Below are 16,442 nucleotides of genomic sequence, written 5' to 3' on the forward strand. Positions count from 1 at the left end.
CCCATCCTTGCCATCCTCCTAGCGGGTCCATCATCTGCCTCCCTTCGGTCATTCAACCTCCGGGTTCCGCAGATGGTGGACCCGCCTTCGCAATAACTGTCGGGAAGTCAGCCCCCGACCCCGAGGGAGGCCCTCACCCCCCGACCCCCTCGCCCTGTGCGCGGGCGGGGGGGAGACACACGGCAGTTTCGTTCCTCCCCCTCGCCCGCGCACAGGGAGAGGGGGTCGGGGGGTGAGGGCCTCCAGCCTGGAGCCATGCGATTGCCCTGTGACCGCATCGACACCCCATTGACGAGGCTGCCGCACACTGCTACACTCGCCGCGCGGTCGATGGTTAACCATTGACCGTCAAGGGGTCTCGCGCGCCGCGGCCCCTTCGGCGAGGAGGCCGATCCGCCCGCATGGCCGCCGAATCCTCCGACATCTCTGCCCGGCGTCCGGCCGGCCGGCGCTTCAAGCGCGTGCCCGTCGCGGCCCTCCACGAGGAAGTCGTTCGCGCGTTCTGTGACGCCCTGCTGACCGGCCAGATCAAGCCGGGGCAGCGGATCGTCGAGCGGGACATGGCCGAGGAGATGGGCCTCAGCCGTGGGCCGATCCGCGACGGGCTGGCGGTGCTGGAGCGGCATGGACTGGTGGTGCGCGCACGCCACAAGGCGAGCTACGTCGCCTCGCTCGATCAGGCGGACGTGCAGGACGTCTACACCGTCCGCCGCATGTTCGAGACGTTCGCGCTGCGGCTGGCGGTGGAGCAGGGGCGGCTGACCGAGGCCGCGCTCGATCCGCTGCGGCAACTGGTGGCCGAGATGGAGCGGGCCGGTGAGTCTGGCGACCGTGTCTCGATCCTGGAGCGGGATATCGCGTTCCACCGCGCCCTGTGCGAGATGAGCGGCTCGCCACGCCTGCTCGACCTGTACGACCAGACGCGGCTGCTGCGGCTGCTGGTCTTCACCATCTCGCAGCTTCCGCACATCGATCTGCAGGTGCTCGGGCCGCAACACCAGCAGATCGTCGACGCCCTCGCCGAGGCGATTCACCACCGCGATGCGGCTCCGGCCGTCGTCGCCCTCGAACGGCACCTTGAGAGCTCGTGTCAGCTCGCGATTCGCCAGATCGCCCAGGCGGGAGGGGAGGAGCAGGAAGTCCCGGGGTAGGCAGCAGCAGGGGGCGCTGGCTTCCTGAGCCGCCGCCACATCGCCTTGAACGATTGTCCATCAATCAGTGGACTGGTACGATCCACCCTATCGACAACGAAGCACGCGCACCCCTGGTCTGGTGGGCCTGCTCCGTCGGTTCGGCACTCCAATGGCGGAGGCATCAGATGTCACGTCCTGCACCGAAGATCACCCGTCGCCGCTATCTCGGCCTGAGCATCGGGCTGATGAGCGCCTCGCTGCTGGCCGCCTGCGGGCAGTCGGCTGCGCCGGCGCCCACGGCTGCGCCGGCCAAGCCCGCCGAAGCCGCGAAGCCGGCCGAGGCAGCCAAGCCCGCCGAGGCCGCGAAGCCGGCCGCCCCGGCCGCGGCGCCAGCCGCCACCACCGCCCCGCCGGCCGCCGCTGCCCAGGCCGCCCCGGCGAAGGTCGATCCGGCCAAGCCCACCGATGCCGCCTTCGACTGGCAGCAGTTCAAGGGCCAGTCGATCAACGTCCAGTTCAACAAGCACCCGCACAACACCGTCATCGAGCAGAACATCCCCGAGTTCACCAAGCTGACCGGCATCAACGTCCAGTTCGAGGATCTGCCGGAGATTCAGGGTCGCCAGAAGCTCGTGGTCGAGTTCGCGGGCGGCGGCGGCAACCTCGACGCCTTCAACGCCAGCTACCACGTCGAGAAGGTCCAGTTCTCGAAGAGCGGCTGGTTCATGCCGCTGAACGAGATGATCGCCGACAAGAAGCTGCTCAGCCCGGAGTTCGACTGGAACGACGTGCCAGAGCCGGGCAAGAAGGAAGTCACGCTGGCGGACGGCAAGATCGTCGGCATCCCCTCCTTTGTGGACGTCAGCATCATGGCGTACCGCAAGGACCTGCTCGACGCGAAGGGCCTGAAGGTTCCGACGGACCACACCGAGCTTGAAGCGGCCATCAAGGCGCTGCACAACCCGTCCGGGGGCGTCTACGGCTGGTGCGCGCGCGGCCTGAAGAACGCCAACATGACCCAGTGGCCGTGCCAGTTCCTCAACTGGGGCGGCAAGTACTTCGAGAACGGCAAAGCAACCCTCGACACGCCGGCCGGCGAAGGCTCGCTGGACTGGTACGCGCGCATGAACCGCGAGTACGGCGTCCCCGGCGTGGTGAACTTCAACTGGTCCGAGGTGACCGCCGCCTTCATGCAGGGCCAGGTCGCGTTCATGGAAGACGGCATCAACTTCCTGAGCCAGTACGAGGACGAGACCAAGTCGAAAGTCAAGGGGAAGGTCGGGTACGCGCTGGTGCCGAAGGGCCCCGGCGGCCAGATCCCGCCGACCTACACGCCGGGCTTCGCGATCAGCGCGAAGTCGAAGAAGGCCGGCCCGGCCTTCCTGTTCACCCAGTGGGCGACGGGCAAGACCATGGGCATCAAGGCGCAGGTCGCCGGTGTGGGCGTCGCGCGGCTCTCGACCTGGGATGACCCGGCCGTGAAGGCTGCCCAGAAGATGCCGCAGGATTGGGTGGACGCGTTCATCCAGGGCAACAAGATCGGCTCGCCGGGCCTGCCGGCCATCGCCGCCGTCAGCGAGTACCGCGACACGGTGGGGGCGCTCTTCCAGGGCGCCATCGAGGGCGGCAGCGCCAAGGAGATCATCAAGAAGGCGAACGACGCCTTCCAGGCGATCCTGGACAAGGAAAAGTAGCTCGCGATCACGCTGGAGGGCCGTCACGCACACCGTGACGGCCCTCCGTGTGTCTCTGGCCCCCACCGAGGTCACCATGGCCGATCACTCTGTCGCAAGCCCTCGCCCTGCGCCAGCCGCGCCCGCCGCTTCGACGCACGGGCTGTCCGCATGGTTCGAGCGGCGCGCGTCGTTCGTCCTGCCGTTCCCGGCCGTGGCGACCGTCGCCCTGATGCTGGCGTTCCCGCTGGCGTACACCCTCTACCTGAGCGTTCAGGACTTCTCGCTGGCGAGCACCGCCGCGCCGAAGTTCGTCGGGCTGGACAACTACATCACCCTCTTCACGACCGATACACGCTTCAAGAACTCGATCTTCGTGACGTTCTACTTCACCCTGCTTGGGGTGACCGTCCAGACGTTCCTCGGGGTGACGCTGGCGCTGCTGTTCAATCGGCAGTTCTGGGGGCGGGGGTTGCTGCGAACCCTGGCGATCCTGCCGATGGTCGCCACGCCCGTCGCCATCGCCCTGATCTTCGTGCTGATGTACCACCCGACCCTCGGCGTGATGAACTATTTCCTGTCGGTGATCGGGCTGCCGCCGTGGAGTTGGACCTACGCCTCGGGGACGGTCATCCCGGCGCTGGTGATCGTGGACACCTGGCAGTGGACGCCGCTGATCATGCTGATCGTGCTGGCCGGGCTGGCGGCGCTTCCCGGCGAGCCGTACGAGGCGGCGATGATCGACGGCGCGAGCAAGGCCCAGATGCTCTGGACGATCACCCTGCCGCTCCTGCGCCCGACCATCGTGACGGCGGCCCTGTTCCGCCTGATCGACTCGCTCAAGACGTTCGACATCATCTTCGTGATGACGCAGGGCGGCCCGGGCGGGGCATCGGACACCATCAACATCTACCTGTTCAACACCGCGTTCTCGTACTTCCACATGGGGATGGCGTCCTCGATGGTGGTCATCTTCTTCGCGATCATCCTGGGGGTCTCGGTCCTGGCGATGAGGATCCGGAGGGCGTCATGGCTCTGATCCGCAAGCATGGCGAGACGGCGGCCTACACCATCCTGATGCTGATCCTGATGGCGCCGATGGCGTTCGTCTTCTTCTGGATGGTCTCGATCTCGTTCCGCACCAACATCGAGGCGACGGCCTCGCCGCCGCTGTTCATCCCCCGCAACCCGACCCTGGACGGCTACCGCTACGTCTTCGACAACCCGTCCAACCCGTTCTTCAAGTACGTCATGAACAGCACCATCGTGGCGTTCGGCTGCACCGCCATCGGGATGCTGCTGGGCGTCCCCGCCGCGTTCAGCATCGCGCGGTGGAAGCAGAACGGCCTGGCGCTCGGCATCCTGCTGGCACGCATCACCCCCGGCCTGAGCTTCCTGGTGCCCTGGTTCATCACGTTCCGCTGGTTCGGGCTGATCGACACGCACGCCGCCCTGATCCTCAGTCACCTGATCGTGGGCCTGCCGATCATCGTCTGGGTGATGATCGGCTTCTTCGAGGACTTGCCGACGGAGCTGGTGGATGCCGCGCTGATCGACGGCAGCTCGATCTACGGGGTGCTCTGGCGCATCGCCGTGCCGCTGGTCAAGCCGGGCCTGGTGGCGACGGCCATCCTGAGCATCATCTTCTCGTGGAACAACTTCAACTTCTCGGTCATCCTGGCCGGCCCGAACACGCGGACGCTGCCCGTCGCCGTGTTCAACCTGATGAGCTTCGAGCAGTTCAACTGGGGACCGCTGGCCGCCGCCGCCACCATGATCACGCTGCCGGTCGTGGCGATGGCGCTGGTGATGCAGCGGCACATCGTGAGTGGGCTGACCCTGGGGGCCGTCAAGCAGTAGCCGTTCGTTCGATGGCGCTCACCCCAGGCGTCTCGCCGACTTTCGCCGCCTGCTCCGCAGGGCAATTGCAGGTTCGTTGGTGCTCCCAAAAGTCGCAAGACGCGCAGTCGGGGGCTGAAGCCCCCGCCTACACTCATTCCGTCGCTGCGCGACGGACGCCCGGAACAGCGTTGATCGGTGGGACTGGAGCGTCGCGAAGCGACTGCAGGATGGTAGGCGGGGCTTTCAAGCCCCGACCACGCCGCACGACCCGCCCATCATGCAATCGCCCTGGCCTGCTCCGCGCATTCCGGGGAGCAGGCAGCGCCGCTCGCTACAATTCCGCCATGAGTGTTCTACGGATCGCCGACCGGCCGGACCTGCGCCGGCCGATCCTTCTGGCGGGGTTCGGCGGTTGGGGCGATGCTGGCGCCGCCGCGACAGGCGCCCTCTCCTACCTGCTGGGCGACCCGCCGCCGTCGCCGTGCGCCGTCCTCGACCCTGAAGCCTGCTTCGACTTCACCGTGCAGCGGCCAGTCACGCGCCGCGATGCGAGCGGACGCTGGAAGCTGGAGTACCCCGAGATCACGCTCCACGCCCTCGTGCGGCCAGACGCCGAGTGCGATCTGCTGGTGCTGCGCGGTCCGGAGCCGCACGCATCCTGGCCCACCATCGCGCGGGCCGTCGCCGAGTACGCCCTGAGCCTGGGCGTCGAGAGGGCAGTGACGTTCGGTGCGTTCATCGGACCGGTCTCGCACCGGCGCATCCCGATAGTGCGACGCACGCCGAACGCCGACCTCGACGCCCGGCTCGCCGCGCTCGGCTTCGAGGACACGGCCTACGCCGGACCGACGGCGTTCGTGACGGCGCTGCTGCACGGGCTGGACGAGGCCGGCATCCCCGCCGCCAGCCTCTGGGCAGCCAGTCCCGGGTACCTGGGTGCGCCGAACCCGGCCGTCTCCCTGTCGCTGCTGGAAGCCGCCGAGCGCGCCCTCGACGCCGATCTTGAGCTGGGACGGCTGCAAGGCATCGCCACCGACTTCCTGCGGAAAGTCGAGTCAGCGATCCGGGCGAACCCGGAGGTAGCCGAGCGGCTGAACCAGCTGCTGGAAGCCGATCCGGCCGACGATTCCCCGCCTGACGCAGACCCACCGACGCCCACAAGCGAGGCCGACGAGTCGGCGAGCGACCTGCCATCCGGGCGCGATCTGGTGGAGGAGCTGGAGCGGTTCCTGCGCGGCGAGCGCGGGAGCGAGAGCAGCGATCCTGAAGGCGGCACCGGCTGACAGCCCGCCGTCGTGGGGCGCGGGCCGGCCGACGCCCAGGTGGGCTTGCCATCGCCCCACCGTGGGGCGTGGCATGCCACGCCTGCAGGGCATGCCACGCCCCCGCCGGGCCGCTTCCCGACGTACCGCCGACCTCCTGCCGACTACACCTCGTACACCTGCTTCAGCTCGGTCTCGGCCCACTTGACGGCCGCCTCGGGGGATTCGCCCTGGATCGCCTTGGCGAACATGTCCACGACGATGTACTTCGACCAGGCCAGGCCGGCCTTCTGGTTGGCCGGGCCAGGGAACCCGACGGCCCGCGCGACCGGCCCGAGGTCTCGGAAGATCTTGACGACCGGCGGGAGCTTGTCCCAGCCGAGCATCTGATCGTGCTTCGGGCTGACGCCAGCGATGTAGCTCTGGTTCTCCTGGAAGCGGGCCTCGTAGATCTCCGGCTTCATCAGGTGCCGCAGCAGCTCCTTGGCCGCGTCGATGCTCTTGCTGTACTTCGGGATGCAGTAGTGGTCCGTGCCGACGAGCAGCGCGCGCTCCTTCGGGCCGGCCGGCATCAGCGAGAGGCCGATGTCGTCGAAGAACGGGCTCTTGTCGTTGCGGGCCACGAACCAGATGCTCGACCCGTTCTGCGTCGCGGAGATCTGCTCGGCCAGGAACGAGCGGTTGTTGGCCGAGTCATCCCAGGCGAGGCCCGTGTCGTCGAAGCAGTCCTTGAACGCAACGGCCATGTCCGCGACGGCCTTGATCGTCTCGGGCGAGTTGATGGCGACCTTGCCCTGCTCGTTGACCTCGCGGCCGCCGTAGCCCCACATCATCGAGTAGCACCAGCCCGGCGGATCCCCGAAGCTGTGCCCGAACGCCTGCCCGTACGGCTGGTTCTTCGCCTTCAGCTTCTTGCCGACCTCAAAGTAGGCGTCCAGCTTTTCCGGGAACGCCGACGCGCCGGCATCCTTGAACCAGGACTGCCGCCAGTGCATCGCGCCGCCGCTGTTGTCGTGCGGCATGGCGTACCACTTGCCGTCCGGACCGACGTCGTTCGCCTTGAAGATCGGGTAGAAGTCGCCGTACAGCTTCTGGATGTCCGCCACCAGATCCGAGATGTCGCTCATACCCTGGATGAAGGTCTGCGCCCAGTTGTCGCGGATGTGGACGATATCGGGGCCGCTGCCGCCCTGGATAGAGGCCGCGAGCTTCGGCTGAATATCGTTCGTGTTGACGAACTCGACGCTGACCCTCGCGCCGACATCCTTGGCCCAGTCCTCGATCTGCTTCTTGATGAAGGCGTCCGCCGTCGGGATGAACGAGGCCCAGCCAAGGTAACTGACCTGCGCGCCCGAGAGGTTGACCTTCGGCACGGCCGGAGCCTGGGCTGCCGCGCCGGCGGCTGGCGACGCCGCTGCCGCTGGCGAGGAGGCCGGGGCGGCTGCGGCTGCGGCCGGTGACGCCCCCGCTGCTGGCGCGGCAGCGGCCGGCGACGATGCCGGCGCGGCGGCGGGGGCGGCAGGCTTCGGGGCCTCCGTTGGCTTGGCCGGAGCAGCGGTCGGCTGCTGGGGCGCGGTGGCGCCGCCACAGGCTGTCAGCAGCAAGAGGCCAGTCGGCCCCACTGCCGTCTGCAGAAAGCCTCGGCGGCTCAGGTGGCTCCTCACGCGGGCACGTCGATCACGATCGTCTGGCATCATTGCCTCCCTGTACGCGTGCGTGGGATACCCTCAGCGGACCCGTCGCCGTCAGAAGCGCCGGCGTACAGCGCCAGTGCTGCAGGCCGCCCGGCCAGAAACCGCTGTCGCCTGGGGCCAGGATATCGGACAGGCCCGGTGCGCCATTGCCTCGGGAGCGGTCACCATCCGTGTCAACAGGCGATAGGGCTTCGTCGCCGGTGCTCGTCAACGCCGTGTCTCGCCGCAGAGCATCCACACGGACGCCCTGCGAATGGCGGGCGGAGTGTAGCATCCGCAGACAATCATGTCTACAAGAAGGTTTTTGCCAGTATGGGCGCACAATCAGCCTGCCCGCCGCGCGCCGAATCGCACAACAATAGGCACGCAGTTCGTCCGCGATGGAGCTGACCGATGTTTCAGGATCTCACGATCATCGACTTCCACTGTCACTTCCCGGCTGCCAACGACCTGTCGATGTCAGGCGCGGCAGCCCGCACCTACGAGCCTGGCAGCGCGGCCGGCGCGAAGGCCGACTACCTGAAGCAGCAGGCTGAGAAGTACCGTGTCGCCTGGCGCCAGGCCTGGGACTTCCCCGAGCCGGAGAGGGAAGCGCCCAGCCTGGAGGTGCAGGCGGACCGCTGGCTTGCCGAGCTGGACCGCTACGGCATCAGCCATGTCGGGTTCGCCACCGGCGGCGGCAACGACTCGCTGGCCTCCGTCGTAGCCCGCCACCCAGGCCGCTTCATCGGGTTCGCTCACCACAACCTGTTCGAGCCGGGCGCCGCTGAGGAGCTGGAGCGCGCTGTCACGCAGCTCGGCCTCAAGGGTCTGAAGATCCTGGCCCCGGCCCTGGAGCGCCCCGTCAACGAGCGCGAGCTCTACCCCATCTGGGAGGTCTGCGAGCGGCTGGGTATCCCGGTCCTGATCCACTTCGGGATGCTGGGGGCGGGCGGCGGCATCTCGTGGAACGGCCGCGACAACCCGGGCCTGCTCGAGCAGATCGCCAGGGACTTCCCGACCGTCGAGTTCGTGGTGCCGCACTTCGGGATTCAGTACGTCAAGGAGCTGCTGTTCCTCTGCTGGGCCTGCCAGAACGTCAACGTGGACACCTCAGGCTCGAATCAGTGGATCCGCTGGATGCCGTACCCGCTGACCCTGGAAGACCTGTTCCGCAAGTTCTACGAGACAGTCGGGCCGGAGCGGATCGTCTACGGGAGCGACTCAAGCTGGTTCCCGCGCGGGTACAGCATCCGCTACTTGCAGGATCAGATGCGGGCCTGCCGCTTCCTGAACTTCCCGGAGGATGCCATCCAGAAGATCTTCGGCGGGAACGCCGCGCGGCTGTTCGACATCCCGCTGGGCGCGGATGGTGGATCGTAGGTCGAGGATGGTGGATCGTAGGTCGAGGGTGGTGGGGGAGACGCCCCACGCCCCATGCCCCACGCCCTATGACCCACGATCCATGCCCCACGCCCCATGACTCAGCATCTGCCGCTCGCACTGATCCTCCTGCTGGGGCTGGGCCTGCGCCTCTTCCTGCTCGACGGCCAGAGCCTCTGGTACGACGAGGGTGTCAGCGCCTACATGACGCCCAGGAGCTTTGCCGAGATCGCCGTTGCCACGTCCGTCGATATCCACCCGCCGCTCTACTACTGGCTGCTGGCAACCTGGGCCGCCACCTTCGGGCAGGGCGAGATCGCGCTCCGCTCGCTGTCCGTCCTGCTGGGAATGGCAACCATCTGGGTGACCTGGAGACTTGGGCTGCTGGTGGCCGGGCGCGTCGCCGGGCTGGCGGCAGCGGCGGTGCTCGCCGTCTCGCCGCTGGCCGTGCAGTACAGCCAGGAAGTACGCATGTACGCGCAGGCCGGGCTGCTGGCGGCGGCGAGCAGCTGGGCTGCGCTCGTGCTGCTGCGCGCCCTGGCCGACGCTGCCACGCCCAGACGACGGCGGCTGGCGCAGTTGGCCGCGCTCTACGGACTCCTGGCCGGCGCGCTGCTCTACACCCACTACTACGGCTCGCTGGTGGTGGTGGCGCAGGGCCTCTACGCCCTGCTGCTGGTCGCGCTGACGCGCCGCTGGCAGATCCTGGTCTGGTTCGGGCTGGCCGGCAGCATCGCCACGCTGCTGTTCCTGCCGTGGCTGCCGGTAGCGCTGCGTCAGACCGGCTACTACCCGGGCCTGGGCTCCCCCCAGCCGGCCTGGGCGCTGGCGCTGGACGCCGTCAACGTCCTCTCGCTGGGCATCGCGACCACGCGCTTCGCGTTCCGGGCCGGGCTGGCGCCGTTCTTGGGACTGGCAGCGCTCGGAGCCGGGTGGCTGAGCGGCCTACTGCCCCCCCGAAGCCCGACACCCGACACCCGACACCATCTCGTCCTGCTCCTCCTCTGGCTGCTCCTGCCCATCGTCGGCATCGTCATCCTCTCGCGCACCCGCCCCCTCTACGAGCCGCGCTTCCTGCTGCTGGTGCTGCCCGCCTGGGCCGTCCTGCTGGGGGCCGGGCTGGCGGCGCTCTGGAGCGGCGCGGGCCGGCTGCTGGCCGCTCGCACGGGTTTCCCGCCCATGGCCCGGCAACTGGCGGTGATCGCCGTGGCGGTCGTGCTGGCCGGGCTGCTGCTGATCCCGACCGTCCGCTCGCTGGCCTCGTACTACTGGGATCCGGTCTACGCCCGCGACAACTATCGCGGCCTCGCGCAGACGGTCATGCTCCGCGAGCAGCCCGACGACGCCATCGTGCTGACCGCGCCCGGCCAGATCGAGATCTTCAACTACTACTACCGTGGACCGTCCGACCTGTTCCCGCTGCCACGCCAGCGCCCCATCGACGTGGCCGACACCCGCGCGCGCCTGGACACCCTGGCGGAGACCCATGACCGCGTCTGGCTGGTGCGCTGGGCCGCCAACGAAGCCGACCCTGATGACCTGATTCTCGGCTGGCTTGAGGGACGCGGCCGGCGGCTCGGGACGCAGAGCTTCGGGCGAGTGGAATTGCGGCTGTACGATCTGCGCGCAGTCGCCAGCGCGCCGTCACCGTGGGTGTTGGCGCGGGCTACCGTCAGCGCGCCAGATTCGTTCACACTGAGAGCGCCATGACCGCACCCACGTCCCAGGTCGTTGCCGCTGATATGCCGTCGCCTGCCAGGAGAACGGTTGCCCTCTGCCTGACCGTCCTCAACGAGGCGGACAACCTGGACGCCCTCTTCTCCAGCCTGGCGGGGCAGACCCGCCAGCCAGACGAGATCGTGGTGGTGGACGGCGGCTCACAGGACGGCACGCCAGCCGTCGTGGAGGCGTGGCAGGCGCGCGGCCTCCCCATCACCCTGGCGATCATCCCTGGCGCGAACATCTCGTCCGGGCGCAACGCCGCCATCAGCCGCGCCCAGTCCGAGATCGTGGCCGTCACCGACGCCGGCGTGCGGCTGGAGCCGGGCTGGCTGTCAGCCCTCGCCGACCCGTTCCAGGAGGCTGACCCGCCGGACGTGGTGGCGGGCTTCTTCCAGTCCGACCCGCGCACGCCCTTCGAGATGGCCCTCGGCGCGACGACCCTCCCCGCCGTCGACGAGATCCGCCCGGAGCGGTTCTACCCATCCAGCCGCTCGGTGGCGTTCACGCGGGCGGCCTGGGAGCTGGCCGGCGGCTACCCGGAGTGGCTCGACTACTGCGAGGATCTGCTCTTCGACTTCGCGCTGGAGGACGAGGGCTGTCGGCGGGCCTGGGCGCCAGACGCCCTGGTGCACTTCCGCCCCCGCTCCACGCCCCGCGCGTTCTGGCTCCAGTACTACCGCTACGCGCGCGGCGACGGCAAGGCCGATCTCTGGCGCAGGCGGCACCTGATTCGGTACGCCACCTACCTGGGTCTGCCCCTGGGGCTGGCGCTGGCGCGGCGGCGTCCGTGGCTGCTCCTGCCGATGCTGCTGGCGGCGGTCGGGTACGTTCGCAAGCCGTACCGCCGGCTGCGTCCACAGTTTGCCGGCCTGGACACGCGCGGGAGGCTTGTGGCGCTGGCCTGGGTGCCGCTGCTCCGGCTGGTTGGCGACGCGGCCAAGATGGCGGGCTACCCGGCCGGCCTCTGGTGGCGGCTGCGGCACCGCGACGCGATCCCTGACGGTCACCCACGCCGGTAGGCCGAGCCGGTCAGGCACGCCATTGCCCTTTGAGAGTCCGTCGCGAGTCCACCGAGAGTCCACCCGAAAACGCCCCCTTGGGCGCTTGCTGGAAACGTCGTGACGGCAGTATCCTCCGAAGACATGGATCGCTCGACGCGGCTCGAACCTGCGCCTCCGGGCGCCACGCGCGCCGCGGCACGACCACGCCCTCTCAGGCGCGGCCGACCCGTGCCGTGACGGATACGCTCACACGTCCACCCGAGGTCACGGTCGCTCCAGCGCCCACTGGTGACCCGCCTCGGCGGTGGCGGCTCCTGCGCGCGCTCCAGGTCATCGCACTCATTACCGCGGACCTGGCGATGCTCCATGCTGCCTATCGGCTGGCGTACCTCATCCGCTACCGTCTGGTGATGCGGCCGGGCGTCGAGATCCCTCCGCCCGAGGCCTACACCGACACCGTCATCGTGATGGCCGTCTGCCTGTTCGGCGTGCTGGCGTTCTTCCGCCACTATATCCCCAGGCGCGGCCTTTCGCGCATCGACCTGCTCTACTCGCTGTTCCTGGGGGTCAGCGCGGCGTTCATCGTGGGGCTGGCCGTGCTGACGCTGGCCTTCCGCGAGCTTGGCCTGCCGCGCGTGGTGCTGGCCGGCTGGTGGGTCTCCTCGATCCTCCTGATCTGGCTGGCGCGTGTCATCCTTGACACCGGCTTACGCCTCGGGCGGGCGCACGGCGTGGACACCGCGAACGTGCTGATCGTCGGGGCCGGCGAGTCCGGCGAGATCATCCGCGAGAAGATCCGCCACGCGCCGGAGCTGGGCTACCGGATCGTCGGGTTCGTGGACGACGTCCACCTTGACCTCTTCGAGAACAGCACGCCGATCCTCGGGACGCTCTCGGACGTGCCCCGGCTGATCGAGCAGCACCACGTCAGCGAGCTGATCATCGCCGCGCCCCGGCTGGAGCAGCGCGACGTCCTGGAGCTGGTCTCGAACTGCGCTCGCGCTCACGTCAACGTCAAGCTGTTCCCGGACATCGTGCAGATCATGTCCAGCGAGGTCACCACCAGCGACCTGACCGGCTTGCCGATGGTCCAGGTGCGCGACGTCGCCCTGCGCGGCTGGAACCTGACCATCAAGCGGGCCATGGACATCGTCGTCAGCGCCATCGCCCTGGTGCTGATCTCGCCGTTTCTGATGGCGCTCGCCGTGGCCGTCAAGCTGTGGGGCGGTGCGGGGCCGGTCTTCTACACGCAGGAGCGCGTCGGGCTGGACGGCAAGCCGTTCCACCTGATCAAGTTCCGCTCGATGCGCGCCGACGCCGAGGCCTCGACCGGGCCGGTCTGGGCCACCCAGGATGACCGCCGCCGGACCGTCATCGGGACGTTCATCCGCCGCTGGAGCCTCGACGAGCTGCCGCAGCTGGTCAACGTGCTGGTGGGCGAGATGAGCCTTGTCGGGCCGCGCCCCGAGCGCCCGCACTTCGTGGAGCAGTTCAGCCGCGAGGTCCCGCGCTACGCCGAGCGCCACAACGAGAAGGCCGGGATGACGGGGTGGGCGCAGGTCAACGGCCTGCGCGGCAACACCTCGATCACCGAGCGCACCAAGTACGACCTGTTCTACGTGGAGAACTGGTCGCTGGCGTTCGACGTGAAGATCTGCCTGAAGACGATCGGGGCGATCTTCCGGGACAAGAACGCCTACTAGGCCGCCGAGTACCCCGGCTCGGTCCGATGCGGCCCCGGACGCGATTTCCTACATTTCGTCTGATCCCGCCCCGCTAATCCGTCCCTCTGCCTGCTGCCGCCTCGTTTTCACGGTCGATGGGCGCCCCATAGCCGGGCGCGACGCCGATGAGCTGGCACAGACTGGGTCAGCATGAAGGGGTGGAAACAGGTGGCCCACGACGAGCATGTGCCCTCCGCGTTCGTATCAACGTTCCGGCAGCGTTTCGCACCACTTTTCGGCCGCAAGATCGGGCGGCAGCGCGCCGAGCAGTATCTCGGCGGCCTGCTGAACGGCAAGGCTGAGCGCCGGAATGTGACCAGCCTGGCCGACACCGTCGATGGCGCGAGCGCCCGCGCGCTCGGCTGGCTGCTCAACAAGTCGCCCTGGCCGACGCGCCCCGTCGTCGACGCGCTGCAGTTGTACGTCGGCGAGACGTTTGGCACGCCGGACGGCCTCTACACGCTGAACATCGACAACTTCGTGAAGCGTGGCGACAACGCCGTGGGCGTCGAGAAGCAGTTCGTCCACCACCTCGGACGCACCTCGAACTCGCAGATCGGCGTCTTCCTGGCCTACGGCTCGCTGACCTCCAGCGCCCTGGTGGACGCGGCGATCTACATGCCGCACAGCTGGATTGACGACGCCGACCGCCGCGAGAAGGCCGGCGTGCCGGCCAGCCTGGAGTACAAGTCTCGCAGCACGCTCGCCATCGAGCTGCTGCGCGAGGCGCGCCAGCTCGGCCACCTGCCGGGCCAGTGGGTCACCTCCTGGCATGGCGAGGGCTTCGAGGAGGATCTCCGCCCCCGCCTCGACGCCGATGGCTGGCGGTATCTGCTCCCGGTCCCGGCTGCCGCCACGTTCCTGGACGCCCCCAACGCCGCCGAGCCGCGCCCGTACACGACGCTGCTCGCGGGCCAGCCCCGCAGCCCGCTCCAGCTCTGCCGCGTCTGGCTGCCTGCCGACGTGGCCCGTGCCGACGTGGCCCGTGCCGACGTGGCTCACGCCGATGCGGCCCGTGCCGTCGAGGCCCAGCGCGCGCACTGGCTGCTCGGCTGCACCGACGCGCTCAGCGGCGCCCCCGTCGCGTTCCTCTCGAACGCTCCAGAGGATGAAGCCGCCGAGATGTTCGAACGCGTCATGGCCGCGCGCTGGCAGTCCGTCCGCATGCTCGCGGAGCGCTGCGCGGGCGTCAGCCTCGACGTGTACCGCGTTCGGGGTTGGGATGGCTGGCACCGCCACGTGGCGCTCGCCCTGCTCGCGAGCGTCTTCCGGGCCTGCCTGCCGGTGCTTCCCTCCGCATCCGATCTTGAACCCGAGATCATCGCAGAACCAGACGCCGTTCCCGTTGCCCTCGCAGAGACCCCTCCGGCTCCTCCAGCAGCCCCGCTCACAGAGCACCCTGTCGACGCTCCGTCCGATGCGGTCCCCGCTGTCTCGGCGCCGGTCATCCCACATGTGGAAGAGGAGATGGCCGTGTCCATCGATGAGCCTGCCTACAGCGCCGAGGAGGCGCCCGACGAAGCCCCTGTCGCCGTCCCAGACGCCATCCCAGGCGCCGCCCCTGCCGTGCCGACCGTCTACCGACTGACCGTGGACATCAGCGAGTCTGAGTGGCGGGCCGTGCGGGCCTTCCAGGTCTACCTGGTGGCCGACGAGGCTGGCTCCATCCAGTCCTGCGTGCCGTCCAAGGCCGAGATCGAGCGGCAGGAAGTCGGGCAGCGGATCGACATCACCTTCCTCTCGCCCCGCAGCCGCGACGAGCTTCTCCTGGCGCTCGACGAGGTGCCAGAGGTCAGAGTGATGGAACTACAGGCCGAGGGTGAGACTGCCCCGGCGGCCGAGGCCGAGGCTGCTCCCGCGCCGGCGGCGGCTGCACCGAGTGGCCCCATCCGCTACGTGCTCGACGTCAACATCGAGGAGACGGACTGGCGGGCCGTGCGAGCCTTCCAGGTCTGGCTGGTGGCCGACGAGGCTGGCTCCATCCAGTCCTGCGTGCCGTCCAAGGCCGAGATCGAGCGGCAGGAAGTCGGCCACCAGATACACGTCGAGTTCGACTCGCCGCGCAGCGTCGAGCAGATCATGGCGTCCCTCCGCGAGGTACCTGAGATCTCGGTGCTCTCGCTGGTGACCGCTGGTGCAGAGCTGCCGGTCGAGTTGGTGGCGGCCATCGCCTCGGTGGAGCAGGCCGACGCCGACGAGCACCTGGACCTGAGCGATGCCGACGACATGCTGGCGGCGCTGGAAGCCGAGCTGAGCGAGCGCACCACCGCCCGCGAGGCCGGCCTGATGCCAGCGTTCGAGGGGCCGATTGAAGTCGTCGGGAACGCCGTCATCGAGGCAAGCATCATCCTCGAAGAGTCGCGCGAGCTGGTGGTGGCCGGCACGAATGGCGCCAACGGCCACACCAACGGCGCTGGCGGCGGGTCTGCCACGCTGACCGCGCCGATAGAGCCGCCCGTCGCCCCGGCCAACGAGGCCCCGGCCCGCGCGGCGGCTGCCGCGCAGCCGTCCACCGCCCCCGTCGCCGAGAAGCCGGCCGAGCCGAAGGAAGCGGCCGAGCGGGCGCGCCCCGAGGAAGAGCAGATGGTGGTGCTGGACGTCGGCAACGAGTCCTACGGCATCCCCGTCAAGCAGGTCCGCGAGATCATCCGCGTCCCGCCGATCACCCGCGTGCCGAACGGCCCGGGCTTCCTCGAAGGCGTCATCAACCTGCGCGGCCAGGTGATCCCGGTCATGGATCTCCGCAAGCACCTCGGCATCGAGGGCGGTGGGGAGACGCGCCGCAGCCGGGTCGTCGTCTCCGAGCTGGGGCGGCACACCGTCGGCCTGATGGTGGACGCGGTCTCCGAGGTCGTGATGATCTCCACGACGGACATCGAGCCGCCGCCAGCGATCATCGCCGGCGCGAACGACGGCCAGATCCGTGGCGTCGCGCGGCTGGGCGACCGGCTGGTGTTGTTCCTGGACCCCGAGCGGGTGCTGCCGAACAGCTGAGACCGGAGAGCCAGGAGTCAGGAGGCCCTCACCCC

At 68.9% G+C, this 16,442-nt stretch carries 11 protein-coding genes; 10 read left to right on the forward strand and 1 reads right to left on the reverse strand.

What is annotated here, in order from left to right; translation table 11 throughout:
• The first annotated feature begins 401 nt into the window (after nucleotides 1-401).
• The 5 genes from IT306_27885 (at nucleotide 402) to IT306_27905 (ending at nucleotide 5,931) form a co-directional block, all read left to right on the forward strand.
• Nucleotides 402-1,151, forward strand: a complete 750-nt coding sequence (locus tag IT306_27885) for a GntR family transcriptional regulator (GenBank protein ID MCC7372267.1) — start codon at nucleotides 402-404, stop codon at nucleotides 1,149-1,151.
• 167 nt (nucleotides 1,152-1,318) lie between these two features.
• Nucleotides 1,319-2,827 (forward strand): sugar ABC transporter substrate-binding protein, encoded by a 1,509-nt coding sequence (locus tag IT306_27890; GenBank protein MCC7372268.1) that lies wholly within the window; start codon nucleotides 1,319-1,321, stop codon nucleotides 2,825-2,827.
• A 76-nt stretch (nucleotides 2,828-2,903) separates the two neighbouring features.
• Nucleotides 2,904-3,845 (forward strand): sugar ABC transporter permease, encoded by a 942-nt coding sequence (locus IT306_27895; protein MCC7372269.1) that lies wholly within the window; start codon nucleotides 2,904-2,906, stop codon nucleotides 3,843-3,845.
• The gene (locus IT306_27900) at nucleotides 3,836-4,666 is read left to right on the forward strand and encodes a carbohydrate ABC transporter permease (GenBank protein MCC7372270.1); all 831 of its coding nucleotides are present in this window, start codon (nucleotides 3,836-3,838) and stop codon (nucleotides 4,664-4,666) included. Before IT306_27895 ends, IT306_27900 begins: the two co-directional genes overlap by 10 nt.
• A 326-nt stretch (nucleotides 4,667-4,992) precedes the next feature.
• On the forward strand, nucleotides 4,993-5,931 hold the full coding sequence (locus IT306_27905) for a PAC2 family protein (protein MCC7372271.1): 939 nt from the start codon (nucleotides 4,993-4,995) through the stop codon (nucleotides 5,929-5,931).
• Nucleotides 5,932-6,074: 143 nt separating this feature from the next.
• Here IT306_27905 and IT306_27910 read toward each other — a convergent pair whose 3' ends face one another.
• The gene (locus IT306_27910; protein MCC7372272.1) at nucleotides 6,075-7,604 is read right to left on the reverse strand and encodes an extracellular solute-binding protein; all 1,530 of its coding nucleotides are present in this window, start codon (nucleotides 7,602-7,604) and stop codon (nucleotides 6,075-6,077) included.
• A 393-nt stretch (nucleotides 7,605-7,997) separates the two neighbouring features.
• Here IT306_27910 and IT306_27915 point away from each other — a divergent pair, with 393 nt between their 5' ends.
• From IT306_27915 to IT306_27935, 5 genes are all read left to right on the forward strand, one after another.
• Nucleotides 7,998-8,966, forward strand: a complete 969-nt coding sequence (locus IT306_27915; GenBank protein MCC7372273.1) for an amidohydrolase — start codon at nucleotides 7,998-8,000, stop codon at nucleotides 8,964-8,966.
• Nucleotides 8,967-9,062: 96 nt separating this feature from the next.
• On the forward strand, nucleotides 9,063-10,676 hold the full coding sequence (locus tag IT306_27920; protein MCC7372274.1) for a glycosyltransferase family 39 protein: 1,614 nt from the start codon (nucleotides 9,063-9,065) through the stop codon (nucleotides 10,674-10,676).
• Between the two features lie 32 nt (nucleotides 10,677-10,708).
• Nucleotides 10,709-11,707: a glycosyltransferase gene (locus IT306_27925; GenBank protein ID MCC7372275.1), complete on the forward strand. Its 999-nt coding sequence runs from the start codon at nucleotides 10,709-10,711 to the stop codon at nucleotides 11,705-11,707.
• 215 nt (nucleotides 11,708-11,922) lie between these two features.
• Nucleotides 11,923-13,392, forward strand: coding sequence for an undecaprenyl-phosphate glucose phosphotransferase (locus IT306_27930; GenBank protein MCC7372276.1), 1,470 nt, complete (start codon nucleotides 11,923-11,925; stop codon nucleotides 13,390-13,392).
• A 189-nt stretch (nucleotides 13,393-13,581) separates the two neighbouring features.
• Nucleotides 13,582-16,407 (forward strand): chemotaxis protein CheW, encoded by a 2,826-nt coding sequence (locus IT306_27935; GenBank protein ID MCC7372277.1) that lies wholly within the window; start codon nucleotides 13,582-13,584, stop codon nucleotides 16,405-16,407.
• The last annotated feature ends 35 nt before the right edge of the window (nucleotides 16,408-16,442 follow it).

The sequence above is a fragment of the Chloroflexota bacterium genome (assembly GCA_020850535.1).
In the GTDB taxonomy this organism is placed as follows: domain Bacteria; phylum Chloroflexota; class UBA6077; order UBA6077; family JACCZL01; genus JADZEM01.